We start from the raw sequence: 23,725 nt of genomic DNA on the forward strand, positions 1-23,725 counted from the left end.
CGAGCCCGCTCACCAGGGGAAAACGCCAGTTGATACCACCCGGTACGATTGCGCCCGCAGTCGTCAGCTCGAGGGCCGGACTGGGCGGCCCGCCCCGTTTTTCACGAACGATCGGAGCCGTACCGCGATGAGACGTCGCCGCTTGCTTCAGGCATCCGCACTCGGAGCGGCAGTCGCCGCGGTCGGGTTGCCGGCAGGCCCTCTCCGGGTCGCCTCGGCGTTGCCCGTCGGTCTCGACACGCTTTGGGAGACCGTTCCCGAACTCTTCACGCCTTCGCCGGTGCCTCCGCAGCACTCGGAGGTGATCGTCGTCGGTTCGGGCTTCGGGGCGAGTGTCGCCGCGCTGCGGCTGGCGGAAGCCGGCAGCCATGTCACCGTGCTCGAGCGAGGCATGCGCTGGCCCCGCGATCCGTGGCGTGAGGTGTTCACGTCCGATCTTCTCGCCGACGGTCGCGGTTACTACCACCGGACGCATTTCACCGGCCCGACCGGCATCCCGGTGGAGTGCGACGACTTCGCCGGCGTCCTCGACGTCGTCGACTACCCCCACATGTCGGTGTGGCGTGGCGCGGCCGTCGGTGGCGGTTCGGTCGTGTTCACCGGGGTGATGATCGCGCCGGAACAGCGCTTCTTCGAACACGTATTCGGCGACCGGCTGAGCTACGGCGAAATGGCCTCGACGTGGTACCCGAAGGTCCGGTCGATGTTGCGTCTCGACCCGATGCCCGACGACATCTATCACTCTCCCGAATTCACCCACTCTCGCCGCTGGGACGACGACGCGCGGGCTGCGGGGTACTCACCGCACCGGGTCGACGGCATCTGGGACTGGGACGTGGTCCGGGCCGAGCTGGCGGGCTCGGTGCGACGCTCCGCCGTCGCCGGGGAGAGCAACCTCGGCAATTCCAACGGCGCGAAGTTCGACCTGACGCAGAACTACATTCCGGAAGCGGAGGCGACCGGGCGCGCGCTGGTGTGTCACGGGCACCGGGTGCTCGCGGTCGGCCAGGAAGCCGACGGACGGTACCGGGTCGAGGTGCAAGCCGTCGATCCGACCGGCGCGATCCTGAACACGACGACCCTCACGTGCGACCGTCTCGTGCTCGGAGCCGGATCGATCGGCACGACCGAACTGCTCGTCGAAGCTCGTCACACCGGCTCTCTGCGGCGGCTGAACGAGCACGTCGGACGGGGCTGGGGCACAAACGGTGATGCTGTGCTCGTTCGTTCTCTCGCCCTCACCGACGGGTTCGGCGGGGATCAGGGCGCGCCGTCCGCATCGCGGATCGTCGACGAGTCGGGACTGCCGCTCAGCCTCGAGAACTGGTTCGTCGCGGGCACCGCGAAAGACGTGGGGATGCTCGCGTCGCTCGGGATGACGCTCGACCCGACGCGCGCGGAGATGGTCTACGACCCCGCTTCCGGACGCACCATCGTCGATTGGCCGGCCGGCGGTGAACTCGCGAGCGTCGACGCCCTGCGGGCGGTCCACAACGCGATGGCCGCTGCGGGCGGCACCGTTCCGGGCGCACCTCCGATGGCGGAGGACGTGAACGCGTCGTTCACGGCCCATCCGCTCGGCGGGGCAGTGCTCGGCGACGCGACCGACGGTTACGGGCGCGTCCACGGACATCCGGGGCTGTACGTCGTGGACGGCGCGCTGATCCCCGGAAGCACCGGCACGGCGAATCCGTCGCTGACGATCGCCGCGCTCGCCGAACGCAACCTCGCCCGGATCGTCGCCGACGGTCGTTAGGTCACCGGCCGACAGCCGTCAGGTCATCGGCGGCAGGCCGGCGCTCAGGGCAGCGGAAGCCAGCCCGCGAGCCTGTCGAGCGCGGCGGTGACGTCGGCGGTCGCCCCCGCGAACGACAGCCGCACGGTGCGGTCGCCGCGCACGGTGTCGAAATCGACGCCGGGCGCGAGCGCGAGACCGGTGTCGTGCAGCAGGCGCGCACACCACGCCGTGGACGTCTCCCCGGAGAGCAGCAGATGCTCGATGTCGGCGTAGACGTAGAACGCCCCGTCCGCGGGAGCGAGTTCGGTGATGCCGAGGTCGGGCAACCCGGTGAGCAGCAACTCGCGGTTCACGGCGTAGCGCGACACGTGGGCGTCGAGTTCGGCGCGCGCTTCGGTACCGAACGCCTCGATCGCCGCGAACTGCGAGATCGACGGTGGGCACACCGTCATGTTCGATCCGAGCCGCTGCAACGCCGGACGCAAGGACTCGGGTGCCAGCATCCAGCCGAGGCGCCAACCCGTCATGGAGAAGTACTTCGATACCGAACCGACCACGACGGACTCGCGCGAGGTCGCCCACGCCGTCGACGTCGCGGGCGAGCCCGGCGTTCCGAATTCGATGCCGTGGTAGATCTCGTCGGACACGAGCAGGGCGTCGTGCTCGTCGCACCAACGGGCGAGCGCGGCGAGTTCGGCAGGTTCGATCATGGTGCCGGTCGGGTTGGCGGGACTTGCGACGATCAGGCCCGCGGGCGGAGTGTCGAGTTCTTCGAGCATCGCGACCGTCGGCTGGTACCGCGTCTCGGGCCCGCAGTCGAGTTCGACGACTTTGCACCCGAGTGCGGCGAGGGTGTTGCGGTAGGCGGGATATCCGGGGCGCGCGACGACCACGGTGTCGCCCGGGTCGAACGCCGCGAGAAACAGGAGGGTGAAGGCGCCGGACGACCCGGTGGTGACGACGACGTCGTCCGCATCGACGTCGATTCCGTAGCGGTCGCGGTGGTAACCGGCGATCTCTTCGCGTAGCGGCAGGATCCCGAAGGTCTCGGTGTAGCCGAGGAGTTCCGCCTCGATGGCCAGCCCGGCCGCGCGGAGCACGGGCGCGGGAGCCGGCGTCGACGGCTGGCCTGCCGCCAGGCTCAGGACGTCGCCGTGGGAGCGTTGCCGTTCGGCCGCCGCCTTCCACACATCCATGACGTGGAATGTCTCGATACCGGAACGTCGCGATTCGGTGCGCACGTGAACGACGGTAGTACTGCGCAGCGGGACGCTAGAGACCGGCCCGCTGCCGGTGAGCGAGCGCGGACCAGGCGATCGGCACTTCGTCCAACGGGACGAACGGTGCGGCCTGATGCGGGAACCCTCGTGCCTGCCCGGATTGCTCGCTGCTGTTCTCGGCGACGTCGACCGCGAGTGGTGCAGGCGGACGGGCCGGGACGACGGGAAGCAGCAGGTGCGAGTCGAAGTCGCCACCGGCGTGCACGATGTGGAAGCCCCTGTTCACGGTGCGGTCGTGGCCGACGGCGGGGTTGCCGTCGAGGTCGTGACCGGAGACGACGAGCGCGAGGGTCGAGCCCGCCTCGAAGAACGTGCTGTGCGGCATGATCTCGATGTCGACGGGCACGAGTTGGCCGGGCAGCAGCGGCCAGTACTTCGTGAGGTCGAGGACCGGGCGGTAGGCGGTCGACGCCTCGGGATCGAGGGCTCGGTGCGACACGCGGATCCAGCCGTGCGCGACGAAGCCTTCCTCGTATCCGCCGTGCCCTTCGAACCACACGTCGTGGCCGCGCGAGTCGAGTTTCTTGAGTCCGACGAACAGATCCATGTCGTTGGCGTCCTTGGCCTGGACCCACAAGCGGAGGGCGGCGTGCCCGGTGACCTCGGTGTCTTCGGTGAAGGTGGTGGTGAAGACCAGTTCGTCCCCGGCGACCGGGAACGTGCGCCGCGACTGCGGTTCGCCGGGCAACGTGTCCTCCAGGGAGCAGGTGCCGTGGTCGAGGTACAGGGGCACGTAGCGGGTGCCGGGAACGGGCCAGTCCTGTTCGAACCGTTCAGAGTAGGTGCGCAGATCGTGCCTGGTTTCCAGGCGCACGCGCGGCACGGCGTCGAAGCCGTTGTCCTCGTCTTTGAGGAACCGGTCGAAGAACCGTCGCTGAACCTCGAGGACCTCGGCGCTGTAGTACGTCTGCCACATCTTACGGCCGTGGGTGTAGAGCCACTTGTCGGACGATCCGAGGCGCGTGTACCCCTCGACCGACCCGCGGTTGCGGGGGCCTTGGTCCGACCACGACACCCCGACGAGAGCGGGCACGGTCACGTCTTCGAGGTCGGGTGGCGGGGGCGCGACGTGGCGGAACCGGTCGGGGAAACGCCGCAGCAGCCACGGGGTGATCCGCCGCAGCGACGTGGACGCCGGGCGGGCGCCGCTGTTCATTGCGCGGTACCAGAATTCGCTGTAGCGGGTCTCGGGGATTCCGCCGTGGGTGAGGGTGTCGCGGCAGGGGTCGGTGATGCCCTCCCACGGGGCGATCGCCGCGAGGTGCGGCGGACGGAGCGCGGCGGTGTACCACTGCAGCGTGGCCAGGTACGACGCTCCGGCGAGTCCGACCTTGCCGGTACACCAGGCCTGTTCCGCGGCCCACTCGATCACCGCGGCCGCGTCCACGGCAGCGCGGCTGAGCAGCAGCCTGGGGCGGCCGTCGCTGGCGAAACAACCGCGCATGTCGGCGACGACGACGGCGTATCCGCGCGGTACCCAATAGGCGGGATCGGGGGCTTCGAACGAGGTGGCCTCACTCAGCCCGAGGTCGCCGACGAACGTGCCCGAGGCTGCGAGTGCGGCGAAATCGACCGGGTAGTCGTCGATGCCGGCGCTCTTGCCGTACGGCGTGACGGCGACGAGCGCGGGCAACTGTTCGTCGGCAGCATGATGTGGCCGGTACACATCGGCGCGGAGGATCGTGCCGTCTCCCGTGCGGATCGGAAGGTCACGCTCGACGACGATGTCGTCGGGCAGCGGGTACCTCACGACATTGTGGTGCCGCAGCGGTGTCGGATCCTGCGTAAGTGTTCGTCGACACGAAACCATGCTTTCACCCCTGGCACGTCAGAAGATGCACAGAGTGTGCAACATGCACCTGGTCGGTGCAAGGCTTTCGCGACCCACCCCGATGCGTTTACAGAGTGATACGACCTTCGACTGCGGCCAGGCCGATGTCGCGCCGGTAGTGCCCGCCGGGAAGCTTGATCCCCCCGAGTGTGGCGTAGGCGTCGGCACGCGCAGCGGCCAGATCGTCGCCCACACCGACGACGCTGAGTACGCGACCACCTGCCGAGAGCAGCTCACCGTTCGGCCCTCGCTTCGTGCCGGCGTGCAGCACGTTGTCGCCGTCCGCCCCCGCGATCACATCCCCGGTACGCGGGGTCGACGGGTAGTACTCGGCGGCGAGTACGACCGTCACCGCGGCACCGTCGCGCCACTGCAACGGAGGCAGGGTGTCGAGCGTCCCGGTTGCGACCGCGTCGAGCACGGTGCCCAGGGGCGACTCGAGCAGTGCAAGCACGGCCTGCGTCTCGGGATCCCCGAAGCGGCAGTTGAATTCGACGACGGCGGGCCCGTCCGCACCCATCGCCAGGCCCGCGTACAGCAGGCCGGAGAATCCGCAGCCCCGGCGGACGAGTTCGGCGGCGACCGGTTCGACGACATCACGCACGATGCGCTCGACACTGCCGTCGGGCAGCCACGGGAGCGGGGTGTAGGCACCCATTCCCCCGGTGTTCGGGCCGGTATCGCCGTCACCCACTCGCTTGTGATCCTGGGCGGGAAGCAGCGGCACGACGGTTTCGCCGTCGACCAGGCAGAACAGGGAGACCTCGGGACCGTCGAGGAACGACTCGAGCAGCACCGGGTGGCCGTTCTCGATGATCTCCGCGGCATGATCGCGGGCCGCGTCGCGGTCGGTGGTCACCACGACACCCTTGCCGGCGGCGAGACCGTCGTCCTTGACGACCCAGGTGGGCCCGAACCGGTCGAGCGCCTCGTCGATCTGCGCGGGAGAGTCCACAACTTCACTGTGGGCGGTACGCACGCCCGCAGCGGCCATCACATCCTTGGCGAACGCCTTGGATCCTTCGATGCGCGCGGCGTCGGCGGACGGGCCGAAGCAGGGAATCCCCGCCGCGCGGACCGCGTCGGCTACGCCGAGCACGAGAGGGACCTCGGGTCCGATGACGACGAGATCCGCCTTCTGGGCCTTTGCCAGCGCCACCACGTCGTCGGCGGCTGCCGCGTCCACCGGGAATTGCTCGGCGATCGCGGCGGTCCCGGCGTTACCGGGAGCAACCATGACTGCCGTCACTCCGGGGTCACGGCGCAGGGCCAAGGCGAGAGCATGTTCACGGGCACCGGAGCCGATAACGAGTACGCGCACGCAGGACAGACTACGGGACGGGCTTCCACACGAGATCGGCGCGGCAGCGGCTCGCGGCGACGGCAGCGGCATTGGGGAGATCCACATTGTCCACCCAGTCACGGGCCTGATCGTCGGCTCGTCCGTTGGCGACGTGCCGGTGCACGAGGCGGCGGGCGAGCGTGGAATCGGGGACGTCGAGGTAGATCACCAGGTCGAGCAGCGGCCGGATGTCGCCCCATCCTCCTTCGTCGAACAGCAGGTAGTTGCCCTCCGCGATCACCACGCGGTCCTCGGGAGCTATCGCGTGAACCCCGGCGATCGGCTCGTCGAGCCGCCGGGAGAAGTCGGGTGCATAGACCGTCTCGCTGCCGCGCGCCCTGATCCGCTCGAGGGTGTTGCGATAACCCGCGACGTCGAAGGTATCGGGTGCTCCCTTCCGCGAGCGGGCGCCACGGGCGTCGAGTTGCCGGTTCGACAGGTGGAATCCGTCCATGGGCGCCTGCCCGGCAGGGATACCCGCACGCCGGAGCGCCTTCATCAGCAGCCATGTCGCGCGGCTCTTGCCCGCTCCCGGGGGCCCACACAACCCCACTACGGTGCGCCGGCTTTCCGGAAGGCCCGCGAGCACGTAGGTGACGAGTTCGTCGACGAGTTCCCGCAGCGGTCCTGTGCGCACGGATTCGGGGGATGCGGATTCGGCATCCACAGGTTCGGAGCACACAGGTTCGGGGGCCTCCATGTGAGCGACGATACGACTGTGGTGTCCGGACCCTCGACGCGCAGCCCGAACACCGTGGCATCCGTCGGGGTCCCGGCTGTCACGGAGGTCGCCGACCGACTGCGATCCGCCTATCCTCGCGCTATGGCATCCGTCTTCAGCATGATCATCTCCGGGGAACTGCCGGGCCGATTCGTCTGGCAGGACGACGACGTCGTCTCGTTCCTCACCATCAACCCCCTGACCGAAGGTCACGTGCTCGTCGTGCCCCGGCAGGAAGTCGACCATTGGGAGAGCGTCGACGACGAACTCTGGGCCAAGATCAACGGTGTCGCGCGCATCGTCGGCAAGGCGGTACGGGCGGCGTACGACGCGCCGCGGACCGGTCTGGTGATCGCGGGTCTCGAGGTCCCGCATCTGCACCTTCACGTGTTCCCGGCTAGTTCGCTCGACGATTTCGACTTCGCGACCGCGGAGAAGGATCCGTCGGCCGAGTCCCTCGACCGTGCGCAGAACAAGATCCGCGACGAACTCCGGGCACTGGGGTACGCGGACAACGTCCCGGCATGACGGAACGGCCCGGACCCGCAGGGGGTCCGGGCCGCGAGGTCGTGACGTCACGCCTGGACGAGAGTGACCGCCTTCGGCGTCCGGATGAAGAAGGACGCAGCTACCGCGACGAGGGAAACGGCCCCGCCGTAGAGGAATGCGGTGTGGATGCCCGACTGGCTCGCTATCAGTTCCGTCGCGCCGTCGGCCGCACGCGACGCCGCGGTGGTCGACATGACGGTGATGAACAGCGCCGTGCCCGCCGCACCCGCCAACTGCTGGATCGTGCTGAAGATGGCACTGCCGTGCGAGTAGAGCTCACTCGGAAGTGATCCCAGCGAAGAGGTCATCAGCGGGGTCATGACCGTCGCGAGACCGGCCATGAGCAGGGTGTGGACGGCCACGACCATCGGCAGAGCAGATTCCGCGTCGAGCAACGTCATCAGCCACAACGCGGAACTGACGACGACGGCGCCGGGTATCACGAGCACGCGTGGTCCGGTGCGGTCGAAGATGCGGCCGACGAACGGCGACAGGAATCCCATCGCCAGGCCACCGGGAAGCAGCAGCAGACCCGTGGTGAGGGTGTCGAGGCCGCGAATGTTCTGCAGGTACAGCGGCAGCAGGATCAGAGCACCGAACAGCGCCATCATGCTGATCGCCAGCATCCCGAGTCCGATGCTGAAGGTGGGAGTTGCGAAGGGGCGCATGTCGAGCAGGGCGTGTCCTTCGCTCTGCCTCGAAATCTGCCGTCGCACGAACACGATCAACGCGACCACGCCGATACCGAGCGGAATCCACACCGGCACGGCCGAGCCCTCGGCCGAATGTCCGATGCTGCTCAACCCGTAGACGATTCCGCCGAACGCGAAGACCGACAGCACCACCGACACCAGATCGAGCGGGACGGCGACGGGCGCGGTCACGTTCTTGACCAGAGCCGCTCCGATAGCGAATGCGACGAGCGCGATGGGCAGGACGATCCAGAACATCCACCGCCAGTCGAGTGCGTTCAGAACGATGCCCGACACGGTGGGCCCGATGGCCGGTGCCACCGCGATGACGATGGAGATGACTCCCATCATGCTTCCCCGCTTGTGGGCGGGAACCACGCGGAGCACCGTCGTCATCAGCAGCGGCAGCATGATGGCGGTGCCGCACGCCTGCGTCACGCGTCCGGCCAGCAGGACTTCGAATCCGGGAGCGAGCGCCGCGAGCAACGTACCGGTACTGAAGATGCCCATGGCCGCGATGAACACCTGCCGGAGGGTGAATCGCTGGAACAGGTAACCGGTGATCGGAATGACCACTGCCATCGTGAGCAGGAAGCCGGTCGTGAGCCACTGTGCGGTACTCGCGGTGATGTCGAGGTCGTCCATCAAGCGCGGCAGCGCGACGCTCATGATCGTCTCGTTGAGGATCATGACGAAGGCTGCGATGACGAGGACACCGATCAGCAGCACACTTCCGCGGTCCAGCTTTTCTTCGGAGACGATGTCCGGTCGGTCGTCGGCCTGTTGTATCTGCATTGAGTGGAACTTTCTGGATGTGGACCTCTGCTGCCGCGACTGCTTCAGTTCTGACAGGTTCACTCCAAATGGTAGTCACTGTCAAATTGATTTCAGCTGTTAAGATGACTTCCGCTGTTGAATCGGCTTCGGCCAGGACACCTCACGTTTGCTTGCCCGGAGCGAAAGGAGCGATCGGATGGTTCCCCCGGTCGGATCGACCTCACCTGCACGCGTCCCGGACCTGCGGGAACGCCGCAAGCAGGAGACCCGCCGCGAAATCACCCGGGCCGCTCTGACGCTCTTCGAACAGCAGGGCGCGGCCGCGACGACGGTCGACGAGATCGCTCGTCTGGCCGGTGTATCGCCGAGCACGTTCTTCCGCTGCTTCGCCACCAAAGAGGACTCGGTGTACGAGCCGGACAGGGAGTTCGAAGCCGAACTGCTCGCCTGGCTCGATTCGGTCCCCCCCGAACAGGTCGACCTCGAGGGCATCGAAGCTCTCTATGAGCGCTCGCTGTGCCGGCTCATGGCAAGCTCCGACGACACCAAGGACCGCCTGCTCAGGGCCCGCCGCCTCATCGCGTCCGACGATCATCTCCGCGCTGCCGCATTCGCCACCGACGCCGTCGCGATGTGCCGCATCACCCAGACCGTGGCAGCGAAAGTGGACGGCATCCGCCCTCCGACCTACGCACGACTGCTCGTCGAAGCGGCAGGCGTCGCCACACGTACCGCCTTCGACGCGTGGGTCGACGGCATCGAAAAGGGCGACAGCGGCGACCTCGTCGAGATCTACCGGGCAACGCGCAGGGAAGCGCGCCGGATCTTCACGGGCAGGGACGTCTGACTCTCCCCCGGTTGTGAACGCAGCAGGGCGGCGCACCCTGCCCTGTTCTACCGATCGGCGCGCTCGGGGTGCGGCGCCGCAGCCGGTGAAGGAGATGCCGACCGGTCCTGTCCTGGATCGACGAACCCTGCCTCGACGCCGTACCCCGGTTCCTCGTCGCAGCCCGGTTCCTCGTCGCAGCCCGGTTCCTCGAGGAATGCGGCGAGTTCCACCCACGACGTGGTGCGTGCGCGTGCCCCGGCGAGCATCCCCAGGTGCGTACCCGGAACCTCCACGAACCGCACGCTGGTGTTCGGCAGCAACCGGGTGACCGGTTCGACGGCCCGGGACGGAGCGAGGATGTCCTCGGTACCGGCGAACGCGAGCACCGGCACGGTGACACCGGCCAGATCGACGACCCGCTCACCGAGACGCAGCTTTCCGCCCGACAGATCGTTGGCGACCGTCATCTGCGCGAGTTGCGCGAACGCCCTGCCCGCATATCCGGAGATCTCGTCCTGGAAGCGGTCGACGAGTTCCATCCGGCTCAGCTTGCCGGCATCGGTGATGTTGGAGGCGACGAACCACGGCCGGGCCAGTTCCCGGTCGAGCGCCGTGACGCGATAGGCGGCCTGCACGAGAGGCGCGGGCACACCGCCGAACACCGAGTTGAGAACATCGATCACCGGCTCGGCGCAGAGCTTGCCGATCAACCGCAGCGGCGCCATCACCGGGATCTTGGAGAAGTCGAGCGGACTTCCGAAGGCCGTGATCGACCGCACCGGCAGTTCCGGGTGTGCGGCTGAGGTGAGCAGTGCCATCGCACCGCCGATACTCCACGCCACGACGTCGACGTCCCGGTTGCCGCACAGCTCGGACACCAGGTGGATCGACTCGGGCACGATTTCGTCGATCCAGTATTCGAGTCCTAGATCGCGATCTTCGGAGGTCATCTCGCCGTATTCGACGACGAAGGTGCTGCGTCCGAGTTCGCTGAGGTACTGCACGAGGCTCTGATCCGGCATGAGGTCGTAGCAGGTGGGCGAGGCAGCGAGGGGTGTGACGAGAAGGACCGGATCACCGCCGTCGTCGGGGCCGAACCGGCGCAGTGTCCGATGTGGACCCCGACCGACAACTACCGACTCCGTGCGGTGGGGCGGCGCGAGCCCGTCGCCGGCGAACAATGCCCACGCGTTGTGGGCCGCCCGTGTCACCGAGTCCGTGATACCCATCAGATGCCTCCAGTTCTCGGTGAACGTTCCGGGTACGAAGATCGTATTGGTCACTCGGTCCGCTCACAGCGCCCGGCTACGGTGTCGGTGATCGCGGAAGGCTCACTCGGAAGCATGGTTCCGGTCGTTCTCTCTGCCGCGCGATTCTCGGTCCTGAGCGTGAGTTTCCTGAGAAGTCGCTGGGAGCGACGTGCAACACGCCGGGGTACCCACCTCGAACAGCCTGTCCGCGGTGAGTGCTATCAAAGGGATATGACGTGTAGGGAGTGCGACAACCTCATCGACCATTGCCACGGGTCCCTGGTGCTGCACTCGGCGGTGGACGTCGAGTGCACCGACGACACCTGCATCGACCTCTCGGTCGTGCGGCATTCGCTGGTCGCCGACTGCGCCGATCTCGTCGGCGGATGCGCCTGCTCCGCGGTGGCCGTGGAGACGGAGATACTCGTCGCGTCCTGACGCCCGCGCGGACAGACACCTCACACTCGGGGGTCGCGGCTTGCCGCCCTCGCACTCTTTTCCTAACCTGGCGGTGAGGGACCACAGACGAGTCCCCCGGACGAGCGCACCGTACCCGGCGAGCGACAAGACGGTGTAGGAGCGTTGCGTCATGGCCTGGGTCGTTCTCGTCCTGTCCGGTGTCCTCGAAGCCGTATGGGCGACTGCCCTCGGCAGATCGGACGGTTTCACGCGGCTCTGGCCGACGGTCGTCTTCGGCGTCGCGGTGGTCGCGAGCATGGCGGGCCTCGCGTACGCGATGCGCACGTTGCCGGTGGGCACCTCGTATGCGGTGTGGGTGGGCATCGGGGCGGCGCTGACCGTCGGATACGCGATGCTGACCGGCACCGAGTCCGCGACGTTCGTGAAGCTCTTGCTGATCACCGGAATCGTTGCGTGTGTCGTGGGTTTGAAGGTCGTGCACTGACCGTCCCGCTTACGTCCCGGGGGTCGGTGACGATGCGGTTACAGTGACCCCATGAGCCTCGGTTCCGCGCTGGCACTTCCGTTCCGGGTCGGTCTGTCGGCGGCAGATACGGCACTCGGTATCACCGAAGCCGTCATCGGTACGGTCCGTATCGCGGTGTCGCCACAAACGTATTCGGCGCTCGGTGCCGTCGGCCTGCCCGACACCCGCAGTTCGATGGGGTTGCTGCAGCAGATCTCGACGCTCACCTCCGAGGACCGCGGACTCGGCCAGGCGATGCGGCCGGGCGGGCCTCTCGACCGGCTGCTCGAACCCGGCGGGCCGGTCGATCGGCTCACTGCTCCCGGCGGCATCCTCGACCGGTTGCTCGAACCCGGCGGAGCCCTCGATCGCCTGACGGCACCCGGCGGACCGCTCGAACGGGTCCTCGCCGACGACGGCGCTCTCGATCGTCTGCTCTCGGACGGCGGGTTGCTCGACCGGCTGACCGCACCGGAAGGGCCTCTCGAGCGGTTGCTGGCGCAGGACGGAGCCGTCGAGCGGCTCACCGCACCGGGCGGGATCGTCGACGTCGCGACGCGTCCCGGGGGTGTCGTCGAACGGGCACTGGCGCAGGGTGGTGTGCTCGAAGTGCTGTTGTCAGAGCAGGGAGCCCTCGATCGCTTGCTGGCGAAGGGTGGGCCACTCGATCAGATCGTGTCGCTGTCCACCACGCTCGCGGAACTGACGCCGGGGATCATCAGCATGAACGCGAGCGTCGACATGCTCAGGGAGACAGTCGAACTGCTTCGGGGGGCGGTGGGGCCGCTCGGTGATCTCGCGGGCAGGCTGCCCGGCCGGTGGTTGCGCGGCGGCAAAGGCGAACTACTGCCGCCCACGTGATTCGCCCGCCCGACGGTCAGCGCTCGGCCCGCCTCGACGGTCAGCGCTCGGCCCGCCTCGATGAAACGAGGGTCGCCGCAGCCCTTGCCGCCTCGTGCGCAGCGGCGAAAAGATCTTCTCCGATCCCCAGCCGGGCGGCGAGCGTCCCGGCGAAGTGGTCGCCGGCACCCGTCGTGTCCACCACGTGCACGCGGGGGACCGCGATGCGTTCGACGTAGTCCTCGGTTGCCACCACCACGTCGCGTCCTCCGCGGGTGATCACGGCGCTCCGCACACGCTCGAGGAGACGGGTGGCGATGTCGTCGGGGTCGTCTTCCACTGAGGCGTCGGCGTAGAAGAGGGCTTCGCGTTCGTTCACGACCAGCGGATCGGCGTCGGCGAGGATCAGGTCGTCGAGCGCGACTACCGGGCTGGGGTTGAGAACGAGTCGCCGACGGTGCACGCGTGCCCACTCCACCGCCGCCGTGGTCGCGGCGATCGGCAATTCGAGTTGGGTCAGCACGACGGCCGGGTCGAGCGTGTCGAGAGCTGCGGTGACGTCGGAGGCGGTGACCTTCGCATTCGCCCCCGGTATGACGATGATCCTGTTGTCCCCGTCGTCGGTGAGGACGACGATGGCGCGTCCGGTCGGGACCTCGACGGTGAGGAGGTACTCGGTGTCGACGCCCGCCGCACTCTGAGACCTCCGCAGTGCGGTTGCGGCGCTGTCCGTTCCCACGGCGCCGACGACGGCGGTGGGAGCGATACGCGCGGCGCCGATCGCCTGGTTCGCACCCTTGCCGCCCGGATACGTTTCGAGGCGCCGGCCGAGGACTGTTTCGCCTTCTTCCGGTGCCTTGGCGACTACGGCGGTCAGATCGAGATTCAACGATCCGACGACCGCCACCACGCAGTGCTCGACGTCTGTCACGTCTCGACCCTACGAGCGATGCGACGTGTCCGCCCGCGGTCTCAGCGCTCCGGGGCCTCGGGTTCGAGTTCGGGACACATCGCGTGGACGACGCCGTCTGCCCACGATTCGCTGACCTCGCCGTGCCGGAGATACGCACCCAGGTACGAACCGACGAGCATGGACACTGCGGTGTCGATGTCGAGGTCGGAGCGCACCGCGCCGGCGTCGACGGCGGCGCGCAACACCCCGGCGACCACGTCGCTGCGCGCATTGATGATCTCGCGGAAGGATTCGGTGAAGTCCGGGTCCTCGTCGGTGAGCGCTGCTCCGACGCTACCCAGGCCCATATCGCTCGCCAGTGCCCGCCGGACCTGTTCGAGCGTCCACTTCATCCGGTCGTAGACGCACAGTCCGTCCGGGACGCACGGCGTCACGGACTGCGAGTCCAGCGCTGCGTCGAGAATCTCTTCCCGGTTCGCGTAGCGGCGGTAGATGGTCGTCTTCGCTACTCCCGAGAGCGCAGCGACCGCTTCCACGGTGACTCGGTGGGGACCGTGCACCCGCAGGATCTCCAGCGCCGCCCGCATGATCCGCGTATCCGTTCCACCGCGCGACTTGGCGGGGGGTCGCGGCGATTTTGATACCGGATCCACCTCGGCATCGGCCACCATGTCACTCCTTTTCAGGCGGGTAAGACCCGCACGGTCCTGAGTGTCTCCGAAAAGAGGACCCGAATCAAACGATACGAAACGCTACGCTACGCTATCCGTATCGTTAGCTTGCAAATGGAGGAGGAACGTATGACCGACATCTACGCACCTACGACGGGCTGTGCCACCGATTCGGAGACCCTCCTCGAGAGCTATCGCACGTACGAAGCCGTCGAGCACGCCATCGACCACCTCTCCGACGAGGGCTTTCCCGTGGAATACCTGCGCATCGTGGGTCAGGGAGTGACCACGGTGGAGCGCATCGACGGCCGGATGACCAACGGCAGAGCGGCGCTGAACGGCGCGGGCGCCGGAGTGTGGACCGGCCTGCTGTTCGGCATGCTGCTCGCTCTCTTCCTCCCGGCGACCAGCATGGCCGCGATCGTGCTCGCGGCAGTGGCATTCGGCGCGGTGTGGGGCGGAACACTCGGTTTCGCCGCGCATTGGAGCACCGGCGGGCGCCGCGACTTCGTCTCCCGCAAGAGCATCGAAGCGGCCCGCTACGACCTGATGGTCGACAGCGACTTCGAAGACCAGGCGCGCCGCAAACTCGCGCTCCGCTGACCCGGCTCGTCCGGGCGGTCCCCCGGCGGGACGACCGCACCGCAGAGCGGCCCGACCGGCCTGTGAGATCCCACACGCAGGCCCGGCAGCAAGGCACCCGGCGCGGGCAGGAAACCGCTGCATCCGCCGCGTGCGCCGCAGGCCGGACCCGCGGCCGCACGGACGGACAGTCAGCCGAAACAAAAAGGCCGACCTGCATATCTGCAGGTCGGCCTTCTTTCGAGCCCCCTAACGGGATTGAACCGTTGACCGCTCGCTTACAAGGCGAGTGCTCTACCGCTGAGCTAAGGAGGCAGCGAACGCCGCCCATCATATAGGGCTTCCTGACTCGGGTGCACACCGCCCGTTTCGTTACCGTGAATACATGCGCACCGCCCGACCTGTCTCCCTCCGTGCCGGAGGTGGTAGGCAGTGAGCCTGCTGGCCGATGTTCTCGATCGAACTCTCGGTACGCGCCGCGCGACCATCGACGCAGTCATCGCGGCACCCACGCCGCTGCAGCCGATCGACCTGACGGACGACGCTGTGGTCGCAGAGGCTCTCGACGTCGCGGTCCGCGTCGGCGAGGTTCTGCTCGCTTCCGGCACGGGCGCGATCGACACGGCCGAGCAGGTCCGGTTCGTCGCCGCGACCTACGGACTCGCACAATGCGATGTCGACGTCACCTACAACTCGATCGTGTTGTCGGCCTACCGGGGTCCGACGATGCCGCCGGCGAGCACGATGCGAGTCGTCCACTACCGCACGATGGATTTCACGCGTCTGGCCGCGGTCGACCGGTTGACCCGTCGGATCCGGCGCGACGCCATCTCGCCGGCGCAAGCGCACGAGGAACTGCTCGCGATCACCTCGGCTGCCCACCCGTACAACCGGTGGGTGGCGACGATCGCGTGGTCCGGGATGGCCGCGGCGATCTCGGTGCTGCTCGGCGGCGACGCTCTTGTGGCACTCGTCGCCTTCGCGTCGACGTTCGTCATCGACCGCGTCAACCGCTTCCTCAATCACGCGGGTCTGCCGTTCTTCTTCCAGCACCTGGTCGGCGGCATCATCGCTACCGCTCCCGCGATCACCCTGTACGGGTTGCGCGAGACACTCGGGTTCGAAGTGTCTCCGGGATTGATCATCGCCGCCGGCGTCACCGTACTGCTGTCCGGTCTGTCGCTCGTGGGTTCGGTGCAGGACGCCATCACCGGCGCCCCGATCACGGCGTCGGCCAGATTCTTCGAAGTTCTCATGATGACGGGCGGCATCATCGCCGGCGTTGCGACGACCCTGCGCATCGCGGAGGTGCTGGGTGCGGAGCTGCCGCTGATCAGTTACGCGGCACTGCCGGATCTGACCCAGCTACCGACGAAGATCCTTGCGGGTGCCGCGGCCGCGGCGTTCTATGCGCTCGCGTGTTACGCCGAGCGCCGGGCACTGACCGTCGCGGCCCTGGCAGGAGCCACCGGCAGCCTCGGCTACCAGCTGGCGCTCGGCCTCTCGCTCGGTCCCATCATCTCGTCGGCGCTGGCCGCGACCGTCATCGGCTTCGCCGGTGGTCTGATGGCCCGACGAGCCCTCACTCCCCCGCTGGTCGTCGCGGTTGCCGGCATCACTCCGCTGCTCCCGGGTCTCGCCCTGTATCGCGGCCTGTACGCGATGCTGCGCAACGAGATGAGTATCGGCATGACCGCGCTGTTCGCGGCATTCGGTATCGGCTGCGCGCTCGCGGCCGGGGTCACGCTCGGCGAGTGGCTGGCACGGCGCACCCGTAACCCTCGGAGCATCTTCAAGGTGGGGTCGCTGCGCCGCCCGCAGTTGCGTCGCATCCCGCGGATCCGGCTGGAGAAGAAGCGAGCCCTCCGGTCGGCTCCGGCGCCGATGACCGGTCCGATTCCGATCACCGATGCGATGCCGATGGTCGACGCCGGGGGCACGGAAACGACGAGAGCCACGCTGCGCGTCGGTTGGCGCGGGCGTGACTCTCGCGGGATGTGAAAGTTTTCGGGTATCAGCCCTGGCGAGCCTTTTCGTCGGCCTCCATCGCATCGCGAAGGCTCTTCGGACGCATATCGGTCCAGTTCTGCTCGACGTACTCGACGCACGCTGCACGCGACTCTTCGCCGAATACCACTCGCCACCCCTGCGGAACCTCGGAGAAGGTCGGCCACAGCGAGTACTGTTCCTCGTCGTTCACGAGGACGTAGAACCGGCCGTCCTCGTCGTCAAATGGGTTCGTGCTCATCTCGCCTCACTTGTTGCGTAGGTGTGGTGGTCCGGAATCCTATCAAGTTCACCGACAACCCCCAGGGCTCCCGGCATCTTCTGCTCCCGGCGCTCGAGGACGGAAGCCAGGATTTCTCCCGCTCGGACTGCCGCATTCGACAGGAGCGACGAGGTCAGGCCGTGGGTCCTCTCGGTGCCTCCCTGAAGGTAGATATCGGCGTCGACGTCCGCCGGGGCCGGCAGACGGTAATCGCGGTGCACCGACACCACCGGGCCGTCGGGAGCGAGATCGCCGAGGAGCGGAGAGAGCGGGGCGGGTTCGAATCCCGTCGCCAGCACCACCGCGTCGCAGGTGAGCGTTTCCGTGCTGCCGTCGAGGTTGTTCCGCACATCGACCTCGATGCCCGTGGCGGTTTCCCTGGACGCGACGATCTCCGACGCGCGGCGCATGAACAACCGGCGACGCCCACTGACGCGCTCGCGGTACTCGGTGGCGTAGAGCGCCTCGATGAGTTCCGGGGCGACGACGGAATAGTTGGTACCGCGATGCAGCGTGAGCACCCGTTCCCGCTCCGCCGGGGACGCGCGGTGGAGTTCGTCGACGGCGGAGGGATCGAAGATCCGGTTCGCGTACGGGCTGTCGTCGGCCGGGCTGTACCCGAAGCGGTTGAAGATGCTGTGGACCTCGGCCTGCGGGTAGTGCGTGTGCAGGTACTGCACCACTTCGGCTGCGCTCTGTCCCGCCCCGACCACCGCGAATCGTCGATGCTCCGGTGCGGGCATCTCCTCGAGGTGGAACAGGAACCGGTGGTTGTGGAAGCAGCGCACGGATTCGGTTGCCCACCGCGGGATATGCGCCCGGAGACCGACTCCGACCACGATGCTGCGCGCGTGGACGACGCTGCCGTCGGCCGCGTGGATCGCGAACAGGTCGGCGGTGCCGGTGTGGTTGCGGACGGCGGTCACCGCCGTGATCTCGGTTCCGTACCGGACGTCGGCGGTGACGCGGCCGGCGGCCCATCGCAGGTAGTCCTGGAACTCGTGCCGAGTCGGGAAGAACGTCTGGTGGTTGACGAAGTCCACGAGGCGGTCGCGTTCGTGCAGGTACGAGAAGAAGCTGTAACTGCTGGTCGGATTCCGGAAGGTGACGAGGTCCTTGGGAAACGCGATCTGCATCGTCGCGCCTTCGAGGAGCATGCCCGGATGCCATGAGAACTCCGCCTGGCGTTCGAAGAACGTCGCTCGCAGCCGTGAGTCCGGCTGGGCCGCGTTGTGTTCTTCGATGGCGATGGCTAGAGCCAGATTTGCGGGGCCGAAACCGATTCCGACGAGGTCGAAGACATCCCCTCGAGGTTCTTCCGGATTCTCCGAGCCACCTGCGATAGCGCTGAATCGGTCGGTCATCACTCAACTTCCGTACTCGGGGGCGTGAGCCCACGGTCAGTAGACGCAGCCCTCGAAATGTAGCTCAGGCTAACCTTGGTTTGGAGAGCCTACCAAGGGTTCTGCGTCAGTGGGGGACTCCGAACTTCCCGATTCCCAGGGACTTCCGGTCACCGAGACACCCACTCGCCCCGGAAGACGAGAGCGCGGCGGGATCATGTTCGATCCCACCGCGCTCACGCGTGCATCCCCGTCGGTCAGGACGCCAGGAAATCCAGCAGCACCTTGTTGACCACCTCGGGACGCTCGAGGTACCCGTAGTGACCGGCGTCCGGGATTTCCTCGTACCGCGCACCGGGGATCGCGGCAGCAACCTCCCGCGACAGATATGCCGGAATCATCCGGTCGTCCGCGAAACCCACGGCGAGACATTGCCTCGTGATCTGCCGGTACGCGGCACGACGATCGAACTCACGATCCATTCCCAGCTGCGCGCGCACGCCGGGCGACATCTTGCCCCCACTGAACTCGAACACGTCGAGCCAGTCGCGGGCGGCGTTCTCGTCGGCGAGCGACGCGGGCGACAGGTTCATCACCGCGGTCACGGCGGCCTGATACTTGGGCGGCAACTCGACCCCGCTGTCGTACAGCTGCCGCTCCCCCTCGGTGAGCGTCATCTGGAACCTGTCCATCCGCGCATGCCCGGCAAGGAACACCGCTTTGCGCACGAGTTCCGGACGGGCGAGGGTCAGTTCCTGCGCGACGCGCGCTCCCATCGACGTACCGACGACGTGTGCGGGCGCGCCGAGCAACTCGATCAGACCGGCCGTGTCGGCGACGAGGTCGTCGATCGTCATCCCGCCGAGGCTCTCGCCCGACGGTGCGATCCCCCGGTTGTCGAAGGTCGCGACGCGGTAGCCGGCCTTCACCAGCGCGGGCACCTGATGCAGATCCCACACCCTGCCAGGGCTACCGGTTCCCATGACGAGAACCACGAGGTCGCCGGATCCCTTGACCTGGTAGTTCAGGGGGATGCCGTTGATCGTCGCAATGGGCATGGAAACCTTCCTCGAAGACTGCGGGGGACGACGCGCACACGCGGCGAACGCGTGGCGCTACCGGCCCAACGGTACCGTCACGACCCCGGCCGTGATCGCTGCAGCACCCGGCGGGTGGCGCCTCGGCCTGCCACTCTCCTAGAGTCGGGGGTAGATGCGTGCTCGCGCCGAGCAGCTACCCGGGAGGAACACATGACCGCGGACCCCACCACCCCCGACGTTCTCGCCGACGACGACCTCGAACCCGTCGCCGAACAGACCGCCCGACAGGCACAGCGCGTCGTCGCTGCCTACGCCGAGAATGCGGACGAGTGCCGCATGCTGCTGTCGATGCTGGGCATCGACCCGGTAGACAAGCACTGATCAGTTCCACCAGACCGGCCCTTTCGAGAGGACTAAACGACGTGACAGCAGTCGACGCGGACGCGACCGAAGATTCCGAGTCGATCACCCCGTCCGACTTCGTCGTCGTCGCCAATCGCCTGCCGGTCGATCTGGAACGCCTGCCGGACGGCACGACGCGCTGGAAGCGCAGCCCCGGCGGTCTCGTCACCGCGCTCGAACCGATCCTGCGTTCCAACCACGGAGCGTGGGTCGGTTGGGCCGGTGTCGCCGACGTGGATGCCGGTGTCATCGTCGAGGACGATCTCACGCTCTACTCGGTTCCCCTGAGCACCGAAGAGATCGCCGACTACTACGAGGGATTCTCCAACGCCACCTTGTGGCCCCTCTATCACGACGTCATCGTCCGCCCGGAATACCGGCGCGAATGGTGGAACGTGTACGTCGAGGTCAACCGGCGCTTCGCGGAGGAAGCGGCGAAGGCTGCCGCACCGAACGCGACGGTGTGGATCCAGGACTACCAACTCCAGCTGGTCCCCAAGATGCTGCGGATGCTCCGGCCCGATCTCACGATCGGATTCTTCCTGCACATTCCGTTCCCGCCGGTCGAACTGTTCATGCAGATGCCGTGGCGCACCGAGATCGTCGAGGGACTGCTCGGTGCCGACCTCATCGGCTTCCACCTGCCGGGCGGCGCACAGAATTTTCTCTATCTGGCGGGTCGGCTCGCCGGGCATCAGACCTCACGCGGAAACATCGGTGTGCGCTCGAAACTGGGCGTGGTCCAGGTCGGATTCCGTTCCGTCCGCGTCGGCGCCTTCCCGATCTCCATCGCCTCGGGCGAACTCGACGAACAGTCGCGCAGTAAGTCGATCCGCGACCGTGCCAAGGCCATCCGCAAGGAACTCGGCAACCCGGACAAGATCCTGCTGGGCGTCGATCGGCTGGATTACACCAAGGGCATCGACGTCCGGCTCGATGCCCTCAACGAACTCCTCGTCGACGGGCGGGTCGATCCGTCCCGCACCGTCATGGTCCAGCTTGCGACTCCGAGCCGCGAGCGCGTCGAGTCGTACGTGCACATGCGCGGCGAGATCGAGCGCATGGTCAGCCGTATCAACGGTGAGTACGCCGAGGTCGGGCGCCCGGTGGTGCACTACATCCACCGTCCGGTACCCCGTGAGGAGCTCATCGCATTCTTCGTCGCCGCCGACGTGATGCTGGTGACGCCGTTGCGCGACGGGATGAATCTCGTCGCGAAGGAGTACGTCGCATGTCGCAGCGACCTCGGCGGTTCGCTGGTGCTCAGCGAATTCACCGGTGCGGCAGCCGAACTGCGCCAGGCGTTCCTCTGCAATCCGCACGACCTCGAGGACGTCAAGGACAAGATGCAGGCCGCCATCGAACAGCCCCGGGAGACCGGACGCAAGACGATGCGTGCCCTGCGTCGCCAAGTGCTCACCCACGACGTCGATCGCTGGGCGCGCGCGTTCCTCGACGCACTGTCGCACACCGGCGCTGCCGGGCCCGCGCTGATCACGGAAGGCGAATCGGGCACCGCCGGGTAGCACCGAGGGTCCCACTGAGTGGAATTGTGCTCCGGGACACATCATCCGGGCATAGCGTCTTGGCGTGACGACAGAGACTTTCTCCCATCTTCTTTCTCCCGGCAGCATCGGGCCGGTGGCGCTGCGCAACCGGGTCGTCCTGCCCGCCATGGACATGAATCTGTGCGAGGACGGCGAGATCGAACAGGGTGATATCGACCATTTCGTTGCCCGCGCCCAAGGTGGCACCGGCCTGATCATCACCGGGTGCTGCGCCGTCGCGTATCCGCTCGGCTGCGCCAGCACCAAGGAACCCGGCCTCTCGGAAGACAGGTTCATCCCGGGGCTCACCGCACTGGCCGACGCCGTCCACAAGGCGGGAAGCGCCCTGTGCGTACAGATGACGCACCACGGCAAGGTAGCGCGGATCGACACCGTCAACGATCGTCCGCTGCTGGTTCCGTCGACCCCGAAGAGCACTCCCGATCTCAGCGCTCTCGCCGACAACACCGGTGACGAACTCCGGAAGATGGCAGCGGTCACCGCGGGTAAGCAGGCCGAGTACCACGAAGCGACCCACGAAGACCTCGCCTGGCTGACGCGGTGCTTCGCGGAAGCCGCCGGTCGTGTGAAAGCAGCGGGTGCGGACGCCGTCGAAATCCATTGTGCGCACGGCTATGTGCTCGGTGCCTTCCTGAGCCGCGCGGACAATCGGCGTACCGACGAATACGGGGGTTCGCTCGAGAACCGTGCCCGGCTCGCGTGTGAGGTCATCCGCGCGGTCAAGGCAGAGGTCGGCGACTCCCTCGCGATCCTCGTACGCATCGCGGGACGCGAATTCGGCGAAGCCGACGGCCTGAGCACGGACGAGGCTACCCGGGCATCGGCGCTGTTCGAAGCTGCCGGAGCCGACGCGATCCACGTCACGGGGTGGGGCCGTAACCCGTTCTCCAACTTCACCGATGGTCCGCTCCCGAACACCGTGGGTGCTTACACCGGTCTCGCTGCCGCGGTGAAGAAGGCTGTCGGCATCCCGGTGATCGCGGTCGGCCGGGTGCTGCCGGAGGTGGGCGAAAAGGTGATTGCCGACGGCACCGCCGATTTCGTCGCGATGGGCCGCCAACTCCTCGCAGACCCCGCCTTGGTGCGAAAGCTCGAGGCCGGCACGCCGGAGCAGGTGCGGCCGTGCATCAACTGCTACGTGTGCGTGCAGGAGAACTTCTGGGACGACACGCCCATCTGCGCCGTGAATCCGGCACTGGGCAACGAGACACTGCTGCCGTTCACTCCCGTGCCCGCCCGGAAACACATCGTCGTGGTGGGTGCCGGACCGGGCGGTCTCGAGGTGGCGCGCGTTGCCACCGAGCGAGGACACCGCGTGACGGTGCTCGACAAATCGGATCGCCTCGGCGGCACACTCTGGTTCTCGACCCTCACCACCCCGGACAACGAACGGTTGCTGAACTGGCTCCGCTCCGAGATCGAACGGCTCGGCATCGAAGTGCGGCTGAACACCGAAGCCACTGCGGAGTCCGTCGCGGCACTCGCACCCGATGCGGTCGTGATCGCGACCGGCGCGGTGCGCGGCCGTCCCGACGTGCCCGGCGGCGACCTCCCGCACGTGCACACCGGCGACACGCTGCGAGCGCTGATGACCGGTTCCGGGGACGTGTCGGACCAACCGCTGTTCCTCCGCACGATGGGCCGGCTCGGCAAACTCTCGGGCATCACCAAGAGCCCGCGCGCGATCCGGGCGGTCACCCGGAAGTTCCTGCCGATGGGCAAGGACGTCGTCGTGATCGGTGGTTCGCTCGTCGGTCTCGAACTGGCGGAGTTCCTCGCAGAACGTGGACGCCGGGTGACGTTGCTCGAGGACGGCGCCCAACTCGGGTTGCCGATGGCGATGCCGCGTCGCTGGACGGCGGTTCGGCACGCCGGCGAGGTGGGCGTGACGATCCACCGGCAGGCCCGGGTCGAACGCATCACCGCCGACACCGTCGAATTCCGCGTCGGCGACGAAACCCTCACCGCCCCGGCCGATATGGTCGTCATGGCGTCGGGTGTCTCGGCCGCGGCACCTCTCGCCCAGCAGCTCGAGGACCGGGTGCCGGAGATCCACGTCGTGGGTGATGCCGCCGACGTGGCCTACATCGAGGGGGCTATCCACTCCGCGTGGAACGTCGCCACGGCGCTCTAGCGGTGGGATCCGGGAGCGGCAGGGCAGCG

23 protein-coding genes, 1 tRNA gene and 1 riboswitch are annotated in these 23,725 nt (G+C 67.4%); of the genes, 12 read left to right on the forward strand and 12 right to left on the reverse strand.

Annotated elements, in window-relative coordinates:
• Window positions 1-127 precede the first annotated feature (127 nt).
• Complete coding sequence (locus RDCOP1_RS15450; RefSeq protein WP_072702119.1) at window positions 128-1,756, forward strand: GMC oxidoreductase; 1,629 nt, start codon at window positions 128-130, stop codon at window positions 1,754-1,756.
• A gap of 44 nt (window positions 1,757-1,800) precedes the next feature.
• On the opposite strand, the gene RDCOP1_RS15455 is transcribed toward RDCOP1_RS15450, so the two are convergent.
• The 4 genes from RDCOP1_RS15455 to RDCOP1_RS15470 all read right to left on the reverse strand — a co-directional run bounded on the left by RDCOP1_RS15455 (window position 1,801) and on the right by RDCOP1_RS15470 (window position 6,891).
• Window positions 1,801-2,979 carry a pyridoxal phosphate-dependent aminotransferase gene (locus RDCOP1_RS15455; RefSeq protein WP_072702121.1) on the reverse strand — a complete coding sequence of 393 codons (1,179 nt, stop codon included), beginning with the start codon at window positions 2,977-2,979 and terminating at the stop codon, window positions 1,801-1,803.
• 31 nt (window positions 2,980-3,010) lie between these two features.
• Complete coding sequence (locus RDCOP1_RS15460; RefSeq protein ID WP_231923007.1) at window positions 3,011-4,768, reverse strand: CocE/NonD family hydrolase; 1,758 nt, start codon at window positions 4,766-4,768, stop codon at window positions 3,011-3,013.
• A 148-nt stretch (window positions 4,769-4,916) separates the two neighbouring features.
• Entirely contained in the window at window positions 4,917-6,170 is a 1,254-nt protein-coding gene (gene purD / locus RDCOP1_RS15465; RefSeq protein WP_072702123.1) for a phosphoribosylamine--glycine ligase, read from the reverse strand.
• Between the two features lie 10 nt (window positions 6,171-6,180).
• Window positions 6,181-6,891 carry a nucleoside/nucleotide kinase family protein gene (locus tag RDCOP1_RS15470; protein WP_072702126.1) on the reverse strand — a complete coding sequence of 237 codons (711 nt, stop codon included), beginning with the start codon at window positions 6,889-6,891 and terminating at the stop codon, window positions 6,181-6,183.
• Window positions 6,892-7,014: 123 nt separating this feature from the next.
• Here RDCOP1_RS15470 and RDCOP1_RS15475 point away from each other — a divergent pair, with 123 nt between their 5' ends.
• Window positions 7,015-7,440, forward strand: coding sequence for an HIT family protein (locus RDCOP1_RS15475; RefSeq protein ID WP_072702709.1), 426 nt, complete (start codon window positions 7,015-7,017; stop codon window positions 7,438-7,440).
• Window positions 7,441-7,487: 47 nt separating this feature from the next.
• Here RDCOP1_RS15475 and RDCOP1_RS15480 read toward each other — a convergent pair whose 3' ends face one another.
• A complete protein-coding gene (locus RDCOP1_RS15480; protein ID WP_084722650.1) occupies window positions 7,488-8,948 on the reverse strand; it encodes a DHA2 family efflux MFS transporter permease subunit in 1,461 nt (486 codons plus the stop codon).
• 178 nt (window positions 8,949-9,126) lie between these two features.
• Here RDCOP1_RS15480 and RDCOP1_RS15485 point away from each other — a divergent pair, with 178 nt between their 5' ends.
• A complete protein-coding gene (locus RDCOP1_RS15485; RefSeq protein WP_072702128.1) occupies window positions 9,127-9,777 on the forward strand; it encodes a TetR/AcrR family transcriptional regulator in 651 nt (216 codons plus the stop codon).
• Window positions 9,778-9,824: 47 nt separating this feature from the next.
• Here the strand turns inward: RDCOP1_RS15485 and RDCOP1_RS15490 are convergent, their stop codons facing one another.
• Window positions 9,825-11,042 (reverse strand): polyhydroxyalkanoate synthase family protein, encoded by a 1,218-nt coding sequence (locus tag RDCOP1_RS15490; RefSeq protein WP_072702130.1) that lies wholly within the window; start codon window positions 11,040-11,042, stop codon window positions 9,825-9,827.
• Window positions 11,043-11,240: 198 nt separating this feature from the next.
• Between RDCOP1_RS15490 and RDCOP1_RS15495 the strand changes: the two genes are divergently transcribed.
• The 3 genes from RDCOP1_RS15495 (at window position 11,241) to RDCOP1_RS15505 (ending at window position 12,795) form a co-directional block, all read left to right on the forward strand.
• A complete protein-coding gene (locus RDCOP1_RS15495; protein WP_072702132.1) occupies window positions 11,241-11,447 on the forward strand; it encodes a hypothetical protein in 207 nt (68 codons plus the stop codon).
• A gap of 74 nt (window positions 11,448-11,521) precedes the next feature.
• Window positions 11,522-11,587, forward strand: a riboswitch (guanidine-III (ykkC-III) riboswitch).
• Between the two features lie 11 nt (window positions 11,588-11,598).
• A complete protein-coding gene (locus RDCOP1_RS15500) occupies window positions 11,599-11,913 on the forward strand; it encodes a DMT family transporter (RefSeq protein ID WP_072702134.1) in 315 nt (104 codons plus the stop codon).
• A gap of 51 nt (window positions 11,914-11,964) precedes the next feature.
• Window positions 11,965-12,795, forward strand: a complete 831-nt coding sequence (locus RDCOP1_RS15505; protein WP_072702136.1) for an ABC transporter — start codon at window positions 11,965-11,967, stop codon at window positions 12,793-12,795.
• A 40-nt stretch (window positions 12,796-12,835) separates the two neighbouring features.
• Here RDCOP1_RS15505 and RDCOP1_RS15510 read toward each other — a convergent pair whose 3' ends face one another.
• Window positions 12,836-13,705, reverse strand: a complete 870-nt coding sequence (locus RDCOP1_RS15510) for a ribokinase (RefSeq protein ID WP_174555821.1) — start codon at window positions 13,703-13,705, stop codon at window positions 12,836-12,838.
• A 41-nt stretch (window positions 13,706-13,746) separates the two neighbouring features.
• Window positions 13,747-14,358, reverse strand: coding sequence for a TetR/AcrR family transcriptional regulator (locus RDCOP1_RS15515; protein WP_072702137.1), 612 nt, complete (start codon window positions 14,356-14,358; stop codon window positions 13,747-13,749).
• Between the two features lie 129 nt (window positions 14,359-14,487).
• On the opposite strand from RDCOP1_RS15515, the gene RDCOP1_RS15520 reads away from it, so the two are divergent.
• On the forward strand, window positions 14,488-14,961 hold the full coding sequence (locus RDCOP1_RS15520) for a YflT domain-containing protein (RefSeq protein ID WP_072702719.1): 474 nt from the start codon (window positions 14,488-14,490) through the stop codon (window positions 14,959-14,961).
• A 222-nt stretch (window positions 14,962-15,183) separates the two neighbouring features.
• On the opposite strand, the gene RDCOP1_RS15525 is transcribed toward RDCOP1_RS15520, so the two are convergent.
• Window positions 15,184-15,255, reverse strand: a tRNA-Thr gene (locus RDCOP1_RS15525).
• A gap of 117 nt (window positions 15,256-15,372) precedes the next feature.
• Here RDCOP1_RS15525 and RDCOP1_RS15530 point away from each other — a divergent pair.
• Window positions 15,373-16,941, forward strand: a complete 1,569-nt coding sequence (locus RDCOP1_RS15530) for a threonine/serine exporter family protein (RefSeq protein WP_231923008.1) — start codon at window positions 15,373-15,375, stop codon at window positions 16,939-16,941.
• A gap of 13 nt (window positions 16,942-16,954) precedes the next feature.
• Here RDCOP1_RS15530 and RDCOP1_RS15535 read toward each other — a convergent pair whose 3' ends face one another.
• The 3 genes from RDCOP1_RS15535 to RDCOP1_RS15545 all read right to left on the reverse strand — a co-directional run bounded on the left by RDCOP1_RS15535 (window position 16,955) and on the right by RDCOP1_RS15545 (window position 19,610).
• Window positions 16,955-17,188, reverse strand: a complete 234-nt coding sequence (locus RDCOP1_RS15535) for an MbtH family protein (protein WP_072702139.1) — start codon at window positions 17,186-17,188, stop codon at window positions 16,955-16,957.
• Window positions 17,185-18,573 (reverse strand): lysine N(6)-hydroxylase/L-ornithine N(5)-oxygenase family protein, encoded by a 1,389-nt coding sequence (locus RDCOP1_RS15540; RefSeq protein ID WP_072702141.1) that lies wholly within the window; start codon window positions 18,571-18,573, stop codon window positions 17,185-17,187. Before RDCOP1_RS15540 ends, RDCOP1_RS15535 begins: the two co-directional genes overlap by 4 nt.
• A 236-nt stretch (window positions 18,574-18,809) precedes the next feature.
• Window positions 18,810-19,610, reverse strand: a complete 801-nt coding sequence (locus tag RDCOP1_RS15545; protein WP_072702143.1) for an alpha/beta fold hydrolase — start codon at window positions 19,608-19,610, stop codon at window positions 18,810-18,812.
• Here RDCOP1_RS15545 and RDCOP1_RS21550 point away from each other — a divergent pair.
• From RDCOP1_RS21550 to RDCOP1_RS15555, 4 genes are all read left to right on the forward strand, one after another.
• Window positions 19,603-19,752 carry a hypothetical protein gene (locus tag RDCOP1_RS21550; RefSeq protein WP_169848908.1) on the forward strand — a complete coding sequence of 50 codons (150 nt, stop codon included), beginning with the start codon at window positions 19,603-19,605 and terminating at the stop codon, window positions 19,750-19,752. The two genes, RDCOP1_RS15545 and RDCOP1_RS21550, sit on opposite strands and share 8 nt — an antisense overlap.
• A gap of 50 nt (window positions 19,753-19,802) precedes the next feature.
• Window positions 19,803-19,973, forward strand: a complete 171-nt coding sequence (locus RDCOP1_RS21555; protein ID WP_169848911.1) for a hypothetical protein — start codon at window positions 19,803-19,805, stop codon at window positions 19,971-19,973.
• A gap of 41 nt (window positions 19,974-20,014) precedes the next feature.
• A complete protein-coding gene (locus RDCOP1_RS15550; RefSeq protein ID WP_072702145.1) occupies window positions 20,015-21,520 on the forward strand; it encodes an alpha,alpha-trehalose-phosphate synthase (UDP-forming) in 1,506 nt (501 codons plus the stop codon).
• Between the two features lie 64 nt (window positions 21,521-21,584).
• The gene (locus RDCOP1_RS15555) at window positions 21,585-23,696 is read left to right on the forward strand and encodes an NAD(P)/FAD-dependent oxidoreductase (RefSeq protein ID WP_072702147.1); all 2,112 of its coding nucleotides are present in this window, start codon (window positions 21,585-21,587) and stop codon (window positions 23,694-23,696) included.
• Window positions 23,697-23,725: the final 29 nt, after the last annotated feature.

The sequence above is a fragment of the Rhodococcus coprophilus NBRC 100603 genome (genome assembly GCF_001895045.1).
GTDB lineage: Bacteria > Actinomycetota > Actinomycetes > Mycobacteriales > Mycobacteriaceae > Rhodococcus > Rhodococcus coprophilus.